Genomic DNA, 18,945 nt, shown 5'->3' with positions numbered 1-18,945 from the left:
CAATGGGAAACCCAGCAAAAAAAACGCCGGCGGTGGCCGGCGATTTTTTAATAGGGGAGTATTTAGTAGCTGACCGTCAGGCCATGGCGCTCAAAGATCCCCTTGAGGCGCTCCATGGTTTCCTTCTTGGGTGGCGCGACGCCGTCCAGCGGGTAGGTCTCGCCTAGCGCTTCCCACTTGTGCTTGCCCAGCTCGTGGTAGGGCAGCATCTCCACCTTCTCAACGTTCGCCATCGGTGCCAGGAACTGGGCCAGGGCCTCGGCGGAGTCGTCATCGTCGGTAAAGCCCGGTACCACCACGTAGCGGATCCAGGTGGGCTTGCCGATCTTGGCCAGGTACTCGGCGAACTGCAGGGTACGCTTGTTGGAGACCCCGACCAGGTTCTGGTGCACGTCGTCGTCCATCTGTTTGATGTCCAACAACACCAGATCGGTCACCGCCAACGCCTCGTCAACGATGGGGGTGTACTTGCGCACCATGCCGTTGGTGTCGAGGCAGGTGTGGATCCCCTCGGCCCGGCATGCGGCAAACAGTTCCTGGACAAACTCCAGTTGCAGTGCTGCCTCGCCGCCGCTGGCGGTGATACCGCCACCACTGGCTTCGAAGAAGTGACGGTAGCTGACCAGCTGCTCCATCAGCTGAGGCACGGTCACCTCTTTGCCCCCTTCGAGATCCCAGGTATCGCGATTGTGGCAATACTGGCAACGCATCAGGCAGCCCTGCATAAAGACGATAAATCGGATCCCCGGGCCGTCGACGGTGCCGCAGGTTTCCCAAGAGTGTACGCGTCCGATGACGCCCATAATCCGCTCCAGAACCTATGTTATTTAGTGACTTGCATCATGAAAGTGGCAAGAGTGCGAGCATGATAGCGAAGCCTGGTCTCATCCTACTATAAGATTTTTCCCGCCAACGTGGTGAGCGCCGCAATTTTCACCAGCGACACCGTGCAGGCGAAAAAAAGCCCCGCCAGCGGGCGGGGCTTGTTGTCCTTCGGTTCAGTCTTACATGGACTGGGTGAAGGTCCGGGTGATCACGTCCTGCTGCTGCTCTTTGGTCAGAGCGTTGAAGCGAACGGCGTAGCCGGAAACACGGATGGTCAACTGCGGGTACTTCTCCGGGTGCTCAACGGCATCCAGCAGCATGTCGCGGTTCATCACGTTGACGTTCAGGTGCTGACCACCTTCACGGCTGTCGGTGTGCTTGAAGTAGCCGTCCATCAGGGCAGCCAGGTTGGCACGACGACCGTTGTCGTCCTTGCCCAGGGCACCGGGAACGATGGAGAAGGTGTAGGAGATCCCGTCTTTGGCGTGGGCAAACGGCAGTTTGGCCACGGAGGTCAGGGAGGCAACCGCACCGGACTCGTCACGGCCGTGCATCGGGTTGGCGCCCGGGGCAAACGGCTGGCCGGCACGACGGCCGTCCGGGGTGTTACCGGTCTTCTTACCGTACACCACGTTGGAGGTGATGGTCAGAACGGACTGGGTCGGAACCGCGTTGCGGTAGGTCTTCAGGGAACGGATCTTGTTCATGAAGCTCTCTACCAGTTCGCAGGCGATGTCGTCTACGCGCGGGTCGTTGTTACCGAATTTCGGGTAGTCACCCTCGATCTCGAAGTCGGTGGCGATGCCGTCTTCGTCACGGACCGCTTTCACCTTGGCGTACTTGATGGCCGCCAGGGAGTCGGCAGTGATGGACAGACCGGCGATACCACAGGCCATGGTGCGCATCACGTCACGATCGTGCAGCGCCATCAGAGCGGACTCGTAGCTGTACTTGTCGTGCATGAAGTGGATGCTGTTCAGGGCAGTGACGTACTGCTTGGCCAGCCAGTCCATGAAGGTGTCCAGCTTGGCGTAAACGGTCTCGTAGTCCAGCACCTCGTCGGTGATGGCTCCCAGATCCGGACCTACCTGGGCCTTGGACTTCTCGTCCACACCGCCGTTGATTGCGTACAGCAGGGTCTTGGCCAGGTTGGCACGGGCGCCGAAGAACTGCATGTGCTTACCGATGATCATCGGGGATACACAGCAGGCGATGCCGTAGTCGTCGGAGCTGAAGTCCGGACGCATCAGGTCGTCGTTCTCGTACTGGATGGAGGAGGTATCGATGGACACCTTGGCACAGTACTTCTTGAAGCCTTCCGGCAGCTGCTCAGACCACAGTACGGTCATGTTCGGCTCCGGAGACGGGCCCATGGTGTACTGGGTGTTGAGGAAACGGAACGCGGTCTTGGACACCAGGGTACGGCCGTCCAGACCCATGCCGCCGATGGACTCGGTGGCCCAGATCGGGTCGCCGGAGAACAGCTCGTCGTACTCCGGGGTACGCAGGAAGCGAACCATACGCAGCTTCATGACGAAGTGGTCAACCATCTCCTGCGCCTGCTCTTCGGTGATCACACCGCTCTTCAGGTCGCGCTCGATGTAGATGTCCAGGAAGGTGGACACACGGCCCAGGGACATGGCCGCACCGTTCTGGGACTTGATCGCCGCCAGGTAGGCAAAGTAGGTCCACTGGATCGCTTCTTGAGCGTTGGTGGCCGGGCCGGAGATGTCGTAGCCGTAGGCCGCAGCCATGGTCTTCATCTGACCCAGGGCACGGTGCTGCTCGGCGATCTCTTCACGCAGCTGCATGGTGTAGGACAGGTCAACGCCGTTCTCGAAGTCGTCCTGCAGGGAGGCGAACTGGGCCTTCTTGTCGGCCATCAGGAAATCGGCACCGTACAGGGCCATACGACGGTAGTCACCGATGATACGGCCACGGCCGTAGGCATCCGGCAGACCGGTCAGTACGCCGGACTTACGGCAAGCCAGGATCTCTGGGGTGTAGATGTCGAACACACCGGCGTTGTGGGTCTTGCGGTAGTCGCTGTAGATCTTGGAGATGGTCGGGTCCAGCTCACGGCCGTAGGCCTTGCAGGAACCCTGAACCATGCGGATACCGCCGTTGGGGATGATGGCACGCTTGAGCGGTGCTTCGGTCTGCAGACCGACGATGGTTTCCAGATCCTTGTTGATGTAACCCGCGTCGTGGGAATCGATGGTGGACACCTTGTCAGTGTCGAAATCCACCGGAGCGTGGGTGCTGTTCTCGATGCGGATACCTTCCATCACCTTTTCCCAGAGGGTGTTGGTGGCGTCGGTGGCACCGACCAGGAAGGCTTCGTCGCCTTCGTAAGGGGTGTAGTTTTGCTGGATGAAGTCACGAACGTTGACTTCAGTCTTCCAGTCGCCAGCGGCGAAACCGTCCCAGGCTTGGGAGAACAGTTCGGTTTTATCAGTCATGAGATCTACCTTCTCGTACATTCCGAGGTTAACCGGTGTCGGCCAGATGGCCGAAAATGTGCAGCCCCTAAGGCCACGGCCAGCGCCAGCGGCGTTGGCCTAAATGATGGTGCGATGGCTGGGCAGGCACATTGGCCTGATCAGGGAGGCTCGCATTAACCCCCCTATTGCCCTAAGTGCAGTCACATCAGAGAGTATATCTTGCTCACTCTGGTTTGTGTGACGGGGATCGATGTTGCGATGCCCTGGCTGAAAAATGCACCGGGCCCAACCTGTTGCCATTGGTAATACCAAATGACATGCAGCAGGTTAGCACAGGGGTTTTGGCCCTGCATCGATGTGGGTGCGCGAAAAGGCGATTGTGCAAGAAATATTCAGGTTCTGTGATCCTGGTCCATTTTGAGCGAGGTTTGTCGTGATCGTCGGCGTGTTCCCGACTCGGGGAATCGAGGCGCTGGACTCGGTATTTTCGACCTGGCCAGATTGGTCTGACCAATGCGGGTGGCTGTCTTCATCCGCTATTGGGGCGGGGGATTTGGGCTTGGCTCCTCCCTGGCTTTGCAATACCATTGCCCCCTTGCTTTAACTCAATCCCGTTACCTTTGATGCAGCCAATTAACGCGAACTCCCTGGCCAAGGGGGCCGTCGCACTCACCCTGTTCTATTTTGTCGCCTGGCTCCTGGGGCCACTGCTGTTGGCCGAGGCCGGCCTCTGGTTTGGCCTGCCCATCTGGTTCTGGTGCTCCTGCATCCTTGCCCCTTTGCTGCTGTGCCTGTTGGTCTGGTGGTGGCTGCGCGGAGGTGCCCGTGGGTGATCTGACCCTGCTCTGGCCTATCCTGGGTTACCTGCTGGCCACCATGGTGCTGGCCCGCCTGGCCGCCCGTCGCAGTGCCGCGGATGGCAACTTCTCCCAGCGCTACTTCCTCGGTGGGCAGTTTATGGGCGGCCCGCTGCTGGCCCTGGCGCTGGTCGCCACCTACACCAGCGCCTCCTCCTTTATTGGTGGACCCGGTGCGGCCTACCAGTTTGGCCTCGGCTGGGTGTTGCTGGCGGTGATCCAGGTGCCGGTGGCGATGCTGACCCTGGGGGTGATCGGCCCCAAGATCTGGCAAATTGCTAAACAGACTCAGGCAGTCACCATTCTGGATGTGCTGGAGCATCGCTATCGCAGCCCGTTGCTGTTGTTGTTGGCGGGGGCCAGCCTGGTGCTGGCTTTTGTTGGCATGGTGGTGGTGCAGTTTACCGGCGGCGCCCGACTGCTGTCGGTGATGACCGGGGTCAGCTACGAGCTGGCACTGTCACTGTTTGTCGCCACTGTGCTGCTCTATACCCTGTGGGGCGGCTTCCGTGCGGTCTCCTACACCGATGCCCTGCAGGGGGTGATCATGGTGCTGGGGATGCTGGCGCTGTTGCTGGGAGTGATCCACCACGGTGGCGGTCTGGCCAACCTGACCAGCCAGATGAGCGCCATCGATCCGGCGCTGCTGGACCCAAAGGGGCCGGACCAGTTTCTCTCCTGGCCCTTCCTGCTCTCCTTCTGGGTGCTGGTGGGGATCGGCACCCTGGGCTTGCCCCATACCGTGCTGCGGGCGATGGCGGTGCGTGATGAGGGCGCGCTGCGCAAGGCAATGATCCTCGGCACCCTGGTCTCCGGCCTGGTCATCCTGCTCCCCCACCTGGCCGGCGCCCTGGGGCGTCCGCTGCTGCCCCAGCTGAGCAGCCCCGATGAGGTGCTGCCGACCCTGATGGTAACCCTGTTCCCGCCGCTGGTGGCCGGGTTGCTGCTGGCGGCACCGATGGCGGCGATCATGTCCTCGGTGGACTCCATGTTGCTGCAGGCCGGTTCCACCCTGGTGAAAGACCTGGTGCAGCGCCATCGGCCGATGAGCGAGCGAAGCCAGAAGCGCTTCAGCCACGCCGTGATGCTGGTGCTGGTGATGGGCTGTGCCCTGTTGGCGCTGGATCCGCCGCAGATGATCGTCTGGCTCAACCTGACCGCCTTTGGGGTGTTGCAGGCTGTGTTCCTCTGGCCCTTGATTCTGGGGCTGTTCTGGCCCGGCGCCAACGCCCGGGGAGCCCTGGCGGCGATGCTGACCGGCAGCCTCAGCTTTGTTGGCTGGACCGTGGCCCAGATCCGGCCCTGGGAGCTGCACCCCATCGTACCAGCCCTGGCGCTGTCACTGCTTGCCTTCCTGGTCTGCAACGGCAGAGGACAGCACAGAGAGCAGGGCTAAAGGCACAAAAAAAGGCTGACCCGGAGGTCAGCCTTTTTTCTCGCTGGTGCTATCAGTGCATGATAACGGCCAGACGGTCACGGATCTCGCGACCACGTTCGGTCAGGAACGCCCGCTTGATGCGGTAGTCCTGCTCGTCAACGCGCAGCTCGACCAGACCCAGACCGTTGCGGCCGGAGTGCACGCGCTCGGAGAGCAGACGGGCATTGCGGCTTGCGCTGGCTTGGGACATCTCGAAACGTTCTTGCAGCTCCTTGATGGAGCACCCTTCTTCCTGGCATACCTGCATAAACATCAGACAGGTTTGCGGCGGAATTTCGCTGTACACTTCGCGGAAGATCTCGACGGCTTCCATGATTTTGTTTAATTGAGCCTGACTCATTGTTCTGTTTTTCCTCTGCTCAACAGATTTTTGTAGGGAGGGTGATCCGCGTGTGATCACAGGCGACCATGCCGTAACACCTCCTTTGTACGCAGCACATTGATATCAGTAGCGGCTCATTCCTGCCAGCGAGAGCGGCTAAAAACATGAACTCGCGCACAGTAAACTTGCAATAAATATCGTGGGCAATCATATCCTTACAAAATTGCAATCAGCAGGGGGTTGAACTGTTTTCTTGCTGTTTTTTGGTTGTTGATCAGGGTTGTGTAGTTGTTGCTGTGGCGTGCGCGGTGTGAACTGGGTTTATGCCCGTCATTCCATTGTGTGATCCGCCCGTCACTTTGTAAGAGATTTGCCAGCAAAGAAAAAGGGCACCCTGGGGTGCCCTTTCTTGTTGTGCGTCAGGATCAGTTCAGCTCGGTCCAGATCGGCGCGTGATCCGAAGGCTTTTCGATCCCCCGCAGCGGGTAGTCCACATCGGCGGCCACCACGCGCTCGGTCAGCGAGGCGCTGGTGAGGATCACATCGATGCGCAGGCCGCGGTTGTCGTCAAAGCCCTTGGAGCGGTAATCAAACCAGCTGTAGCGATCGCTGACATCCGGGTGCAGCTGGCGGAAGCTGTCCTGCAGGCCCCAATCCAACAGGCGTTGCAACCACTGGCGCTCCTCCGGCTGGAACGAGCACTTACCGGTCTTGAGCCAGCGCTTGGCGTTGTTGTCGCCGATGCCGATGTCCAGATCGGTGGGGCTGATGTTGATGTCACCCATCACCACCAGGGCCTCATCCGGCTGACAGTGGCCCTCGAGGTAGCTCATCAGATCGGCGTAGAAGCGACGCTTGGCCGGGTACTTGGTCTCGTGGGCGACGTTCTCCCCCTGGGGGAAGTAGCCGTTGAGGATGCGGATAGGCTGGCCATTGGCCTGGGTCAGGGTGACCATGATCATCCGCTTTTGCGCGTCTTCCTGGTCGGTGGGGAAGCCGTACTGCACCGCCTCGGGGGCCAGCTTGGTCAGCATCGCCACACCGTAGTGGCCCTTCTGGCCATGATGCACCACGTGGTAGCCCATCGCTTCCACCGCTTCGCGGGGAAACTGGGCATCGTCCACCTTGATCTCCTGCAGGCCGATGACGTCCGGCTGGTGCTTGTCGATCAGCGCCTGCAGCTGGTGCAGGCGTGCGCGCAGCCCGTTGATGTTGAAGGAGACCAGTTTCATCAGCCGAAGACTCGCTTAAATGGCTTAACGATGGTGTTGGCGTACACGCCGGCATCGATGTAAGGGTCTTTATCGGCCCAGGCCTGGGCCTGCTCGAGGGAGTCGAATTCGGCCACCACCAGGGAGCCGGTGAAGCCGGCTTCACCCGGGTCGTTGCTGTCGATGGCGGGCATCGGACCGGCGGTGAGCAGGCGACCCTCATCCTGCAGGGCTTGCAGCCGGGCCAGGTGAGCGGGGCGAACGGATTGACGCAGCGGCAGGCTGTTTTCGACGTCGGTTGAGCAGATCATATACCACATGACTTGAGATCCCTTTGGGTGAATGGCGGTTGGGCCGAAAGGCACTGGCAGGCAAGTTACCATGGACGGCGGGATCAAAAAAGCCGACGCATCGGCGTCGGCTTTTTTCCGTTCAGGCAGGCTTAGGCGGTCGCCACCTTGCCAGTCTCGCCTTCGGCTTGGGCGTTGACCGGTTTGATCATCAGCGCCAGCACAGCAGCGATGCCCAGGCCCACGGCGGAGGCGGTGTAGGCGATGGCGTAGGAGCCGGTGGCATCCACCACCAGGTTGGCCAGTACCGGGCCCATAAAGCCGGAGATCCCCCAGGCGGTGTAGAGCACGCCGAAGTTGGTGCCGTAGTTCTTCAGGCCGTAGTAGTCGGCGGTGATGGTGGGGAACACGGACAGCAGCGCACCGTAGCCCACGCCCGCCAGCGCCGCACCCAGCATAAAGCCCAGCTCGGTGGTGTACATCGGGAACAGCACCATGTTCAGGCCCTGCAGCAGGAACACCACCAGCAGGGTCTGGATGCGACCGATCTTGTCAGACAGCATGCCCATACCGATGCGGCCAAAGGTATTGAAGATCGCCAGGGCGCCCACCAGGAAAGCCGCGTTGGCGATGCCACCCTGAACGGCAGCGATGCTGACGATGTTGCCGATCAGCATCAGGCCGGCGGAGGAGGCCAGGGCAAACATCGCCCACAGCATGTAGAACTGCTTGGTCTTGATCATCTCGCGCCAGCTGAAGTCCACCGCATCGCTGCCCTTGTTGTTGGCAACAAAGCCCTTCGGGGTGGCCGGGGTGTAGCCCGCCGGCGGGTTAACGATGGTGAAGGAGAGCGGCAGGGCCAGCAGCAGTACACCGACGCCCAGCGCCAGGAAGGCGTTGTTGATGCCAAACTCGCTGATCAGCGCGGTGGTGGTGGGGGCCAGGTAGAGCGGTGCCATGCCGAAGCCACCGGCGATCAGGCCACTGACCAGGCCCTTCTTGGAGCTGTGGAACCACTTCATTGCCGCCGGAGTCAGGCAGGCGTAAGCGAAGCCGATACCGGAACCGACCAGCACACCAAAGGTCAGTACCAAGGCAACCACGGAGGTGGCGAAGGAGGAGGCGATCAGGCCCAGGCCCACCATGGTGGAGCCGAGGATCACCATGCGACGGGGACCCATGCGATCCTGCAGGATGCCGGATACCAGCAGAGAGGCGGCGAATACCACGATGGCCACGGTGTAGGGCAGGCCAGCGTCGGCGTTGGACCAACCCATCTCGCTCACCAGTGCCTTGCTGAACACACTCCAGGCGTACAGCACGCCCATACACAGGTTGATTGCGACACCGGCAATCAGGATCTTCACGGCTCGATTCATCACTCTTCTCTTCGACGGTCGCCAGTTTGGATGGCGAAGGGTTGGCCCGTAGGAAAGGCGGCGCAGTCTACCAGCGCCTGGCGAGAAAGAAAGCGGATTGCTCACACTTTGGCCAGGTGGCGGGTAAGTTGGTCAGTCCAATTTTAAAGCGGGCGTACTATAGAACCTTGTCCGGGTAAAAACGAGAGGGGGCCAAGCCGGGGCGGGGAAGTTTTTCGACAATGACGGGGCGCACACTTTTTCCGTGCCGGTCGGGTGATCCGGATCACGCCTGCCGCCCGGACAGTTATTGGAAGCTAGGAAAGGGTTCTTCAAATAGTCTCTTGGTATATCTCCCAGCGCAGCTTTTACGCCAAGCAAACATTTAACTGCTTAGTTTGATTTGGCCTCTAAGGCTTGATGAGCCGCCAGCTCTTGTGCCGACTTCGAGGTGTCCGAGCAAGGACGCCATCGGCCAGGTCGAGGGCCAGGATGGCCCGAGTGGCCAGCGGAGACATGGATGTCGACTCTGGTCTGTGCCGCCAGTCGATGTTGTCAGTGCGAGGGATCAACACCGATGGGAGGCTAGGGGGTTCCAAGGGGGCGAGTCGCCCCCTTGGTTGCCGTCGCCAACGCGACAAAGCTTGGAAGTGATGAACGGATTACTCACTAGCGTGAGCTAAAACAGAAAAAAGAAGGGAATCAAAAAAGGCGCCGCCCGGCGCCTTTTCGATTACTGCTTGTCTTGCTCCTGCTCGTCCTCTTTGGGCATGTGCCGGTAGAGGTAGACGATGGTCAGGATCAGGAAGGCGAAGGTCATCCCCATCAGGTAAAACACCTTGAAGATCACCCAGGTGTCCTGGCTCATGGTGAAGGCCACGTAGAGGTTGAGGCCGGCGCAGAAGGTAAAGAACGCCGCCCAGGCGTAGCCGATACGGGCCCAGATGATCTCCGGCAGGGTGATCTCCTTGCCCAGCATCGCCTTCATCACCGGTTTGCCCATCCACTGGCTGATCAGCAGCGCCGCGGCAAACAGGCCGTAGACGATGGTCACCTTCCACTTGATAAAGGCATCGTCATTGAAGGCGACGGTCAGGCCGCCAAACACCACCAGCAGGCCAAAGGTCACCAGGTGCATCTTCTCCACCTTACGGTAAAGCGCGTACATCAGGCCGGTTTGCACCGCCGAGGCCACCACGATGGCGCCGGTGGCGGGGATGATGCCGTAGAACTTGTAGACGGCAAAGAACACCAGGAGGGGCAGGAAGTCGAGCAGTTGTTTCATCGGGATCTCAAGCTGGAATGAACCGGGCGGACCGAAGGCCGAGCCGCCAAAGCGAGTCGACAGTCTACTGTACTGGCGCCCCGGTGCAAGCCGGTTGGGCGCCAGTACAGCGGGGATTCAGCGTCGGGTCGCCGCCTTCATCCCCTGGCAGAACTCGGTCAGTGCCGCCACCTGGGCGGCGGGATCCTCGCAGTGCTCGGCCAGGATATTGACCACGGCACTGCCGGAGATCACCCCGGCGGCACCGGCGCCGATCGCCTCCCGAACCTGCTCCGGCTGGGCAATACCAAAGCCCAGTACCGCCGGCGGCGCATTGTGCTTGGCCAGGCCGGCCAGCAGGTGCTCCACCGGCATGCCCGCCTTGGTCTCGGTGCCGGTCACCCCGGCACGGGACAGCAGGTAGGTGTAGCCCTCACCGGACTCGGCCACCCGCTGCATGGTGGCGTCATCGGCGTTGGGCGGGGCGATAAAGATGGGCGCCACACCGGCGGCACGGGCCGCATCGGCAAAGGGCGCGGACTCCTGCACCGGCACGTCCGCCACCAGCACGGAGTCGACCCCGACCTGGGCGCAGCGGCGGTAGAAGTTGTCCAGCCCCGGGGCGAACACCAGGTTGGCGTACACCAGCAGACCGATGGGCAGGTCCGGGTACTTCTGGCGGACCTGGGCCAGGATCTCGAAACAGTGCTCCGGGGTGGTGCCGGCGTCCAGGGCACGGATGTTGGCACCCTGGATGGTGGGGCCATCGGCGCTGGGATCGGAGAAGGGGAAGCCCAGCTCCAGGGCATCGGCACCGCCGGCCACCAGGGCGTCGATCACCGCCAGGCTCTGGCCCGGGTTGGGATCGCCCAGGGTAACGAAGGGCACGAAGGCGCCTTCATTGCGCTCGTTCAGGCGGGCAAACAGGGTGGAATAGCGGCTCATACTTTGCCCTCCTTTTCCAGGATGTCGTACACGGTGAAGATGTCTTTGTCGCCTCGGCCGGACAGGTTAACCACCAGCAGGGTTTCCTCGGTGGCCTGCTCCGCCATCTTGTAGGCCTGGGCCAGGGCGTGGGCGGATTCCAGCGCCGGAATGATCCCTTCGGTGCGGGCCAGCAGCTGGAACGCCTCCAGCGCCTCGTCATCGGTGACCGAGGGGTACTCGGCGCGGCCGGTGGCGGCCAGGTGGGCGTGCTGCGGGCCCACCGAGGGGAAGTCCAGACCGGCGGAAACCGAGTAGGACTCCTCGATCTGACCGTGGGGGTCCTGCATCAGCGGCGCCTTCATGCCGAAGAAGATCCCCAGCTTGCCGTGGGCCAGCGGCGCACCGTGCTCGCCGCTGTCGATGCCGTGGCCGGCCGGCTCAACGCCGATCAGCTTTACCGCGGTCTCGTCGATGAAGTCGGCGAACATGCCGATGGCGTTGGAGCCACCGCCGACACAGGCGATCACCGCATCCGGCAGACGCCCCTCTTTCTCTATCAGCTGGGCCTTGGTTTCGGCGCCGATCATCCGCTGGAACTCCCGCACGATGGTGGGGAAGGGGTGCGGACCGGCGGCGGTGCCCAGCAGGTAGTGGGCGGTATCGTAGTTGGCACTCCAGTCGCGCAGCGCCTCGTTACAGGCGTCCTTCAAGGTGGCGGAGCCGCTGTGCACCGGGATCACCTCGGCGCCCATCAGGCGCATGCGGAACACGTTGGGACTCTGACGCTCGACGTCCTTGGCACCCATGTAGACCCGGCACTTGAGGCCCAGCAGGGCACAGGCCAGGGCGGCGGCCACGCCGTGCTGGCCGGCACCGGTCTCGGCGATCACCTCTTTCTTGCCCATCCGCTTGGTCAGCAGGGCCTGGCCTAGCACCTGGTTGGTCTTGTGGGCACCCCCGTGCAGCAGGTCTTCCCGCTTGAGGTAGATGGTGACCTTGTCGTTGGGGCTGAAGTTGCGGGTCTTGGTCAGCGCGGTGGGACGACCGGCGTAGTCCTTCAGCAGGGCGGCAAACTCTTGTTGGAACTCCGGATCGTGCTGGGCCTCGATAAAGGCGCGCTCCAGCTGGTCCAGGGCCGGCATCAGGATCTGCGGCACAAACTGGCCGCCAAACTCGCCGAAATAGGGATTCAGGGTGCTCATAGGCGTTGCTCTCAAGTGTGTCTTGTTCAGTATTGACGGATCCGCTGCAGGCAGTCGGCCAGCAGTTGCGGATCCTTTTGCCCCGGTGCGGTTTCCACACCGGAGTTGATGTCCAGGCCGAAGAAGCCGGCGGCGGCCGCCTCGGCGATGTTGTCCGGGCCCAGGCCTCCCGCCAGGAAGGCGTCCTGGCGCTGCTCGCCCACCGCGTCCCAGGCAAAGGTCTCGCCGGTGCCGCCGAACTGGCCGGCTTTGGCGCTGTCGTACAGGCGCCGATCGGCGTTGCTCACGTCGTTGCTGCCGTCGGGCTTGACCGCCTTGATGATCTGGCACTGGCAGCCTTCCTGCTCCAGTGCGTGGCGCAGCCGGTCAACATAGCGTTCGTCCTCGCTGCCGTGCAGCTGCACGCCCCACAGCTTGAGCTCCTTGGCCAGGGCGGCGATCTGCTGCTTGCTCTGGTCGACGAACACGCCGATAAAGCGCAGCGGTGCACTGGCGACAATGCGCTTGGCCTGCTCCGGGCTGACGCAGCGGGGCGAGCGCTCGGCGAAGATCAGCCCGCCAAAGCTGGCGCCCGCTGATGCCGCGGCCTGGGCATCCTGCTCCCGGGTCAGGCCGCAGATCTTCACCGGGCCGTAGATCAGCTCGCGGCAGGCCTGATCCACATCATCCTGCTCGGTCAGGCTGGAGCCCACCAGGAAGGCATCCGCATGGGGCGCCAGGCGACGAACCTGGCCGTGGTGGTAGATCCCGGACTCGGAGATCACCACCCGGTCTGCGGGGATCTTTGGTGCCAGCCGCTCTGTGGCGGTCAGATCGACGCTGAGGTCACGCAGGTCACGGTTGTTGATGCCGATGATCTTGGCGCCTAGGGCGATGGCACGCTCCAGCTCCGCCTCGTTGCTCACCTCGGTGAGGATATCCAGCCCCAGGGCGTCGGCTTCTTCCGCCAGCGCCTGGTACAGGTCATCCTCCAGCACCGACAGCATCAGCAGGGCGGCGTCCGCCCCCAACTGGCGGGCCAGCCGCAGCTGGCGCACGTCGATGATAAAATCCTTGCACAGCACCGGCACCGAGACCGCTTCGCGCACTGCCTTGAGGTACTCGAAGCTGCCCTGGAAGAACTGCTCGTCGGTGAGCACCGAGATGCCGGCGGCATACCGGTCATACACCCGGCCGATGGCGACAGGATCAAAGTCGGGTCGGATCAGCCCCTTTGACGGGCTAGCCTTCTTGCACTCCAGGATGAAGCCGGTGGGTGCCTGCTTCAGCGCCTGGTAAAGGCTGCGGTCCGACGGTGCCGCCCGCTGCTCCAGCAGCTCGCCGTATTGCTCGCTAAGCTGGGCGATCTGGGCCGGCTTGGTCGCCACGATCTTGTCCAGCACCGTGCCGGTCTGACGCAGACCGGCGATGTCCAGCCCATGCACATTAGAACCCTGCTGCTGAATCATTGCTGACTGGCCTCCGCAAAGGCCTGGATCAGCGCCATTGGCTGGCCGGAATCCATGGTGGCCAGGGCCAGCTCGGTGCCGGCTTTGAGGCTGTCGGCCTTACCCGCCAGGTAGAGACCGGCACCGGCGTTGACCGCCACCGCGGCGCGCTGGGCCTCGGTGCCGCCACCGGACAGCAGCTGCTCGCTGATGGCTTTGTTGTCCGCCGGCTCGCCGCCACGCAGCTCGGCCAGGTCATACTGCTCTACCCCCAGTTGGGCCGGGGTCAGGGTGTATTCGTTCAGGCTGTTGTCCTTAAGCTCCACCACGGTGCTGTCACCGTGCACGGCCAGTTCGTCCAGGCCACTGCCGTGGACTACCAGGGCGCGCTCCACTCCCAGGGATTGCAGCACCTCAGCGATGGGGCGCACCAGGGCCGGGTCGTAGACGCCCAGCAGCATCTGGTTGGGGCGGGCCGGGTTGATCAGCGGCCCCAGCAGGTTGAACAGGGTGCGGGTCTTGAGCTGCTGGCGCACCGGCGCAGCGTGCTTCATACCGGCGTGGTAGAACGGGGCGAACAGGAAGGTGACCCCCAGCTGCTGCAGGCACTGACCGGAGCGCTCCGGGGTCATGGTCAGGTTGATACCGAACTGGCTGAGCAGATCCGAGGCGCCGGACAGCGAGGAGACGCTGCGGCTGCCGTGCTTGGATACCTTGGCCCCCGCCGCCGCCGCCACAAAGGTGGCGGTGGTGGAGATGTTGAAAGTGTTGGCACCGTCGCCGCCGGTGCCGACGATGTCCAGCAGATCGCCCTGGGGTCGGGGGTAGGCCAGGGCCGCTTCGCGCAGCGCCTCGGCAGCCCCGGTGATCTCTTCGATGCTCTCACCGCGCAGCTTCATGGCGATCAGTATGGTGGCCAGCTCCACCTCGTTGATCTGGCCGGTGACCACCTGGCCAAACAGCTTCTTGGCCTGCTCCCGGCTAAGGGGTTGGCCATCAAACAGTTGGGCCATCATTTTCTGGGTTGGGGTCAGCATAGGGCAACGTCCTGGGTCAAAAGAGAAAGGGTTTGGCTTAGCAGCGCCGCGCCGTGTTCGGTGAGGATCGACTCCGGGTGGAACTGGTAGCCCACCGCCCGGTCCTGCGGGTGCACCACCGCCATCGCCATGCCGTCGACCTGGGCTGGCACATGCAGGCAGTCCGGCAGGGTCAGCCCCACCAGTGAGTGGTAGCGGGCGATGGTCAGCGGGTTGGGCAGGCCGGCAAACAGTGGCGAGGCATCATGGGCCATGGCGCTGGATTTGCCGTGCATCACCTGGGCGGCGCGACCCACCTTGCCACCGTAGTGTTCAATAAGCGCTTGGTGGCCCAGGCAGATCCCCAGGATCGGCAGCTTGCCCGCCACTTTATCCAGTAGTGCCATCAGGCAGCCCGCCTCGTGGGGGGCGCCGGGGCCGGGGGAGAGCACCAGTACGCCGGGCTCGCTTTGGCTCAGTAGCTTGTCGGCCAGCACCTGGGCGTCGATGTCGTTACGGTAAACCGTCACCGGGTGGCCGGCACTGCGGAACTGGTCCACCAGGTTCCAGGTGAAGGAGTCGAAGTTGTCGAGCAGGGTAACGGGGATCATGCCTTACCTCCAATGGCGCGCAGCACCGCCTGGGCCTTGTTGCGGGTTTCGTCGGCCTCGGATTGCGGATCGGAGTCGTACACCACCCCGGCACCGGCCTGGACATGGGCAATGCCCTCCGCCACCAGGGCGGAGCGGATGACGATGCAGGTGTCCATGTCGCCGCGGCCATTGAGGTAGCCCACGGCGCCGCCATAGCTGCCGCGGCGCTCGCCTTCAGCCTGGCGCAACAGGCTGGCGGCGCTGACCTTGGGGGCACCGGTGAGGGTGCCCATGTTCATGCAGGCCTGGTAAGCGTGCAGGGCATCCAGATCGCTGCGCAGCTGGCCGGTCACCCGAGAGACCAGGTGCATCACATGGCTGTAGCGGTCCACCTTGAGCAGATCCGCCACCTTGCGGCTGCCGGGCTCGGCGATGCGGGCGATGTCGTTGCGGGCCAGGTCCACCAGCATCAGGTGCTCAGACAGCTCCTTCTGATCCTGGCGCAGGCCCAGCTCGATGCGGCTGTCCAGATCCGCGTCAATGTGGCCATCGGCGAACTTACCGCGGGGACGGGTACCGGCGATGGGGTAGATCTCCACCTGGTTGGTGGTGGTCTCGTACTTCAGCGCGCTCTCCGGTGAGGCGCCGAACAGGGTAAAGGCCTTGGTGCGCATGTAGAACATGTAGGGGCTGGGGTTGAGCTGACGCAACCGGCCGTAGGCCGCCAGTGGCGAAGGGCAGGGCAGGGAGAAGCGACGGGCGGGCACCACCTGGAAGATGTCGCCGGCGCGGACGTGCTCCTTAAGATCCTCCACCACCTGGCGGAACTGGGCATCGCTCTGGTTCTCCGCCACCTCGGTGGCCTCCGGGCGCTCCTCGGGCAGCGGCTGCAGCGGTTGGGTCAGACGCTGGCTCAGCGCCCCCAGGCGCAGGCGCAAGTCGTTCTCCACCCGCTCGGCCTGCTCGCCGCCGAACAGGGTGCCGATCAGCCGCGCGGTGCGGGTTTGATGGTCCAGCACCAGGCTGGTCTGGGCCAGGTAGAACTGGTAATCGGGGCAGATGTTGGCGCCCTCGGTCACCGCCGGCAGCGGCTCGACGCTGGCCACCAGGTCAAAGGCGAAGCAGCCCGCCAGCATCACCGTCTCGGCCAGGGCATCGTCGCTGTGCAGGGATTGCTGCAGCAGGCGCAGTACCGTCAGCGGCGAGGGGGCCTTGAGGCGGCTGTCCTCGTCCAGCCCGGCGGCGGGCTGGGGCAGGGTCACCTCGATGCTGCGACCCTGTTGCTGGGCGTTGAAGAGCGCAAGCTGCTCGGCGACAAAGGGCAGCAGTTGATCGCCGTTGGCACTGAGTGCCTCGACGGTGACGGTGCGGCCCATGCAGCGGATGCTCAGTGCCGCATCGATCAGCAGTACGCTCTTGAGCCCGGCCTTGGAGTCGATCTCCGCCGACTCCAGCAGCAGGGTATGGGGGCGGTCCTGGCACAGCGCCTGGTAAACCTCGGCAGGTTCGCTGTGGTACTGGACCGCGGTGGTCAGGGTGCGGGCGTGGCCCGGCGGCAAAGTGGATGTCATTAGAGCTGCTTCCCGGCGGCTTCAACAAAGGGACGGAGGCCAGCCATCAGGCCGGCAAACTGGTCGGCGTCCAGGGCCTGGTGGCCATCGGACAGCGCTTCGCAGGGATTCAGGTGCGCCTCGACGATGATGCCATCGGCGCCCACTGCCGCACTGGCGTAGGAGAGCGGGGCGATCAGCTCACGCACACCGGTGCCGTGACTGGGGTCTACCAGCACCGGCAGGTGGGTCTTGCGTTTGAGATAGGCCACAGCATTCAGATCCAGTGTGTTTCGGGTGGCAGTTTCAAAGGTGCGGATCCCGCGTTCGCACAGGATCACCTGATTATTGCCTGCATTGACAATATATTCCGCTGCCAGCAGCAACTCTTCAAGGGTGGCGCTCATGCCGCGCTTCAACAATACCGGCAGACCCAGCCGACCCACCGCTTCCAGCAGACGGAAATTCTGCATGTTGCGGGCGCCGATCTGCAGGCAATCCACGTAGTTGGCCATCAGTTCGGCGTCAGCGGCGTCCACCACCTCGGAGACGGTGGGCAGGCCGGTGAGTTGATTGGCCTCCTTGAGCAGCTTCAGCCCCTCTTCACCCAGGCCCTGGAAGCTGTAGGGGCTGGTACGGGGTTTGAAAGCGCCGCCACGCAGGGCCGCGACGCCCTGGCCCTTGACCATCTCCGCCACCCCCAGCAGCTGGTCGCGGCTTTCCACCCCGCAGGGGCCGGCGATGACGGTAAAGCGATCGCCGCCCACCGCGTGCTTGCCCAGCATCACGTGGCTGTCCACCGGGTTGAGCTCGCGGGATACCAGCTTGTACTTGGACAGGATCGGCTTGATCTCATCCACCCGGGGATCGCTGTCCAGGTGCAGACCCTGCAGGACGCGTTCGTCACCGATGGCACCCAGCACGGTGCGCTCTACGCCAGGCATGTACAGGGGTTTAAGGCCGGTGGCTTCGATCTTGCCAACCAGTTCCAGGGCTTGGGCTTCGCTGACGCCAGGCTTGAGGATGATGATCATGGGCTTCGCTTCCTTAAAAATGAAAAAACCCGCTTTCGTTGGTCGAAAGCGGGTTCTCTGAATCTGGGATTTTCAGTTAGGTACAGCTCAACGTACCCCCGCTATGTCAGCGAGTGCCACCACCATGCAGTGTTGTTGACGTTGAATTTCATGTGACTGTAAACCTGTAATGTTTGGTTGACGCTTTTACTTTACACCCGGAGAGTACCGGTTTGCTTTTCACCCTGTCAAGGCCAAATTGGCCGCGGACAGATTTTCTCGGTGAACTGAAGTACAATGCGATTCAGTCACTCACCATGGTGTCCTCGCCCCAGTGCGTTGGCAACCCCCGTTCCATCCTGCAACCCAGGCACCCATGAAGATCGATCTGCACTGCCACACCAAAGCCTCCGATGGCACCCTGACCCCTGAGCTGCTGGTGGGGCGGGCCCTCAATCAGCAGGTGGACCTGCTGGCGATCACCGATCATGACACCACCGCGGGCCTGGCCCCGGCCCGGGCCGCTGCCGAGGGCAGCTCGCTGACCCTGATTAATGGGGTGGAGATCTCCACCCGCTGGGAGAGCTTCGAGATCCACGTGGTGGGACTGGACTTTGACCCGGACCACCCGGGCCTGCAGGCATTGCTGGCCCAGCAAGCCCAACGTCGCACTGAGCGGGCCGAGGCGATCGCTGCCAAGCTGAGCAAGCGCCGCATCGAGGGCACCCTGGAGGAGGCGATGGCGCTGGCGGGCAACGGCTGCATCGGTCGCAGTCACTTTGCCCGGGTGTTGCTGCAGCGGGGGATAGTGAGCGCTTCGCAACAGGCGTTTGATCGCTACCTGGGGCGGGGGCAGAGCGCCTATGTGCCCAACCAATGGTGCAGCATCGCCGAGGCAGTGGCAGCCATTCAGGCTGCAGGCGGCCTTGCAGTTCTCGCTCATCCGGGCAAATATCAGTTATCAAACAAATGGTTGAGACGGCTATTGGCGGAATTTGTGGAAGCCGGCGGGGAGGCGATGGAGGCGATCCACTGCCAACAGAACCCGCAACAGCGCCAGTTTCTGCTGGCCCTGGCCAAGGAGTACCGCCTGCTGATCTCGGCGGGCTCCGATTTTCATTTTCCCGGACGCTGGGTGGAGCTTGGCCGTGGCCTGCATCGCCCAGAGGAACCTGCCGGCGTCTGGCACCAGCGAGGATGGGTATAGC

The 18,945-nt window shown here is 62.8% G+C and carries 17 protein-coding genes; 3 read left to right on the top strand and 14 right to left on the bottom strand.

Translation table 11 applies throughout. From position 1 onward, the window contains the following. Nucleotides 1-62 precede the first annotated feature (62 nt). Together pflA and pflB are read right to left on the bottom strand one after the other, a co-directional pair. Nucleotides 63-803, bottom strand: coding sequence for a pyruvate formate lyase 1-activating protein (gene pflA, locus BUC04_RS06835; RefSeq protein WP_067664363.1), 741 nt, complete (start codon nucleotides 801-803; stop codon nucleotides 63-65). 201 nt (nucleotides 804-1,004) lie between these two features. Beyond that, a complete protein-coding gene (gene pflB / locus BUC04_RS06830) occupies nucleotides 1,005-3,287 on the bottom strand; it encodes a formate C-acetyltransferase (RefSeq protein WP_067664361.1) in 2,283 nt (760 codons plus the stop codon). A gap of 605 nt (nucleotides 3,288-3,892) precedes the next feature. On the opposite strand from pflB, the gene BUC04_RS06825 reads away from it, so the two are divergent. Together BUC04_RS06825 and panF are read left to right on the top strand one after the other, a co-directional pair. Continuing rightward, entirely contained in the window at nucleotides 3,893-4,102 is a 210-nt protein-coding gene (locus tag BUC04_RS06825) for a DUF997 family protein (RefSeq protein ID WP_067664359.1), read from the top strand. Next, nucleotides 4,095-5,522, top strand: coding sequence for a sodium/pantothenate symporter (gene panF, locus BUC04_RS06820; protein ID WP_073325662.1), 1,428 nt, complete (start codon nucleotides 4,095-4,097; stop codon nucleotides 5,520-5,522). The genes BUC04_RS06825 and panF overlap by 8 nt, the downstream gene beginning before the upstream one ends. Nucleotides 5,523-5,574: 52 nt before the next feature. Here the strand turns inward: panF and BUC04_RS06815 are convergent, their stop codons facing one another. From BUC04_RS06815 to aroF, 12 genes are all read right to left on the bottom strand, one after another. After that, nucleotides 5,575-5,904 (bottom strand): helix-turn-helix domain-containing protein, encoded by a 330-nt coding sequence (locus tag BUC04_RS06815; protein WP_073325660.1) that lies wholly within the window; start codon nucleotides 5,902-5,904, stop codon nucleotides 5,575-5,577. Nucleotides 5,905-6,311: 407 nt separating this feature from the next. Beyond that, on the bottom strand, nucleotides 6,312-7,118 hold the full coding sequence (xthA, locus tag BUC04_RS06810; RefSeq protein WP_067664355.1) for an exodeoxyribonuclease III: 807 nt from the start codon (nucleotides 7,116-7,118) through the stop codon (nucleotides 6,312-6,314). After that, the gene (locus BUC04_RS06805) at nucleotides 7,118-7,417 is read right to left on the bottom strand and encodes a YciI family protein (protein ID WP_067664353.1); all 300 of its coding nucleotides are present in this window, start codon (nucleotides 7,415-7,417) and stop codon (nucleotides 7,118-7,120) included. The genes xthA and BUC04_RS06805 overlap by 1 nt, the downstream gene beginning before the upstream one ends. Nucleotides 7,418-7,539: 122 nt before the next feature. Further along, nucleotides 7,540-8,766: an L-lactate MFS transporter gene (locus BUC04_RS06800; RefSeq protein WP_067664351.1), complete on the bottom strand. Its 1,227-nt coding sequence runs from the start codon at nucleotides 8,764-8,766 to the stop codon at nucleotides 7,540-7,542. A 712-nt stretch (nucleotides 8,767-9,478) separates the two neighbouring features. Further along, nucleotides 9,479-10,030, bottom strand: coding sequence for a septation protein A (locus BUC04_RS06795; protein WP_067664349.1), 552 nt, complete (start codon nucleotides 10,028-10,030; stop codon nucleotides 9,479-9,481). A 117-nt stretch (nucleotides 10,031-10,147) separates the two neighbouring features. Continuing rightward, complete coding sequence (gene trpA, locus BUC04_RS06790) at nucleotides 10,148-10,954, bottom strand: tryptophan synthase subunit alpha (protein ID WP_067664347.1); 807 nt, start codon at nucleotides 10,952-10,954, stop codon at nucleotides 10,148-10,150. Further along, nucleotides 10,951-12,138 (bottom strand): tryptophan synthase subunit beta, encoded by a 1,188-nt coding sequence (gene trpB, locus BUC04_RS06785; protein WP_067664346.1) that lies wholly within the window; start codon nucleotides 12,136-12,138, stop codon nucleotides 10,951-10,953. Before trpB ends, trpA begins: the two co-directional genes overlap by 4 nt. Before the next feature lie 26 nt (nucleotides 12,139-12,164). After that, on the bottom strand, nucleotides 12,165-13,586 hold the full coding sequence (gene trpCF / locus BUC04_RS06780; protein WP_082766783.1) for a bifunctional indole-3-glycerol-phosphate synthase TrpC/phosphoribosylanthranilate isomerase TrpF: 1,422 nt from the start codon (nucleotides 13,584-13,586) through the stop codon (nucleotides 12,165-12,167). Further along, nucleotides 13,583-14,602: an anthranilate phosphoribosyltransferase gene (gene trpD, locus BUC04_RS06775; RefSeq protein WP_067664344.1), complete on the bottom strand. Its 1,020-nt coding sequence runs from the start codon at nucleotides 14,600-14,602 to the stop codon at nucleotides 13,583-13,585. Before trpD ends, trpCF begins: the two co-directional genes overlap by 4 nt. Next, nucleotides 14,596-15,189 carry an aminodeoxychorismate/anthranilate synthase component II gene (locus BUC04_RS06770; RefSeq protein ID WP_067664398.1) on the bottom strand — a complete coding sequence of 198 codons (594 nt, stop codon included), beginning with the start codon at nucleotides 15,187-15,189 and terminating at the stop codon, nucleotides 14,596-14,598. The genes trpD and BUC04_RS06770 overlap by 7 nt, the downstream gene beginning before the upstream one ends. Beyond that, the gene (locus tag BUC04_RS06765) at nucleotides 15,189-16,745 is read right to left on the bottom strand and encodes an anthranilate synthase component 1 (protein WP_067664342.1); all 1,557 of its coding nucleotides are present in this window, start codon (nucleotides 16,743-16,745) and stop codon (nucleotides 15,189-15,191) included. The genes BUC04_RS06770 and BUC04_RS06765 overlap by 1 nt, the downstream gene beginning before the upstream one ends. Next, nucleotides 16,745-17,758: a 3-deoxy-7-phosphoheptulonate synthase gene (gene aroF / locus BUC04_RS06760; RefSeq protein ID WP_067664340.1), complete on the bottom strand. Its 1,014-nt coding sequence runs from the start codon at nucleotides 17,756-17,758 to the stop codon at nucleotides 16,745-16,747. The genes BUC04_RS06765 and aroF overlap by 1 nt, the downstream gene beginning before the upstream one ends. A gap of 355 nt (nucleotides 17,759-18,113) precedes the next feature. Between aroF and rnm the strand changes: the two genes are divergently transcribed. After that, nucleotides 18,114-18,944, top strand: a complete 831-nt coding sequence (rnm, locus tag BUC04_RS06755) for an RNase RNM (protein WP_067664338.1) — start codon at nucleotides 18,114-18,116, stop codon at nucleotides 18,942-18,944. Nucleotide 18,945: the final 1 nt, after the last annotated feature.

It is taken from the genome of Ferrimonas marina (assembly GCF_900129905.1).
GTDB classification, from domain to species: domain Bacteria; phylum Pseudomonadota; class Gammaproteobacteria; order Enterobacterales; family Shewanellaceae; genus Ferrimonas; species Ferrimonas marina.
This window is presented reverse-complemented; position numbering and strand designations above follow the sequence as displayed.

Coding starts and splice junctions, on each gene's coding strand:
- pflA (WP_067664363.1), bottom strand. CDS start 803: ATGGGCGTCATCGGACGCGTACACTCTTGGGAAACCTGCGGCACCGTC.
- pflB (WP_067664361.1), bottom strand. CDS start 3,287: ATGACTGATAAAACCGAACTGTTCTCCCAAGCCTGGGACGGTTTCGCC.
- BUC04_RS06825 (WP_067664359.1), top strand. CDS start 3,893: ATGCAGCCAATTAACGCGAACTCCCTGGCCAAGGGGGCCGTCGCACTC.
- BUC04_RS06815 (WP_073325660.1), bottom strand. CDS start 5,904: ATGAGTCAGGCTCAATTAAACAAAATCATGGAAGCCGTCGAGATCTTC.
- xthA (WP_067664355.1), bottom strand. CDS start 7,118: ATGAAACTGGTCTCCTTCAACATCAACGGGCTGCGCGCACGCCTGCAC.
- BUC04_RS06805 (WP_067664353.1), bottom strand. CDS start 7,417: ATGTGGTATATGATCTGCTCAACCGACGTCGAAAACAGCCTGCCGCTG.
- BUC04_RS06800 (WP_067664351.1), bottom strand. CDS start 8,766: ATGAATCGAGCCGTGAAGATCCTGATTGCCGGTGTCGCAATCAACCTG.
- BUC04_RS06795 (WP_067664349.1), bottom strand. CDS start 10,030: ATGAAACAACTGCTCGACTTCCTGCCCCTCCTGGTGTTCTTTGCCGTC.
- trpA (WP_067664347.1), bottom strand. CDS start 10,954: ATGAGCCGCTATTCCACCCTGTTTGCCCGCCTGAACGAGCGCAATGAA.
- trpB (WP_067664346.1), bottom strand. CDS start 12,138: ATGAGCACCCTGAATCCCTATTTCGGCGAGTTTGGCGGCCAGTTTGTG.
- trpCF (WP_082766783.1), bottom strand. CDS start 13,586: ATGATTCAGCAGCAGGGTTCTAATGTGCATGGGCTGGACATCGCCGGT.
- trpD (WP_067664344.1), bottom strand. CDS start 14,602: ATGCTGACCCCAACCCAGAAAATGATGGCCCAACTGTTTGATGGCCAA.
- BUC04_RS06765 (WP_067664342.1), bottom strand. CDS start 16,745: ATGACATCCACTTTGCCGCCGGGCCACGCCCGCACCCTGACCACCGCG.
- aroF (WP_067664340.1), bottom strand. CDS start 17,758: ATGATCATCATCCTCAAGCCTGGCGTCAGCGAAGCCCAAGCCCTGGAA.
- rnm (WP_067664338.1), top strand. CDS start 18,114: ATGAAGATCGATCTGCACTGCCACACCAAAGCCTCCGATGGCACCCTG.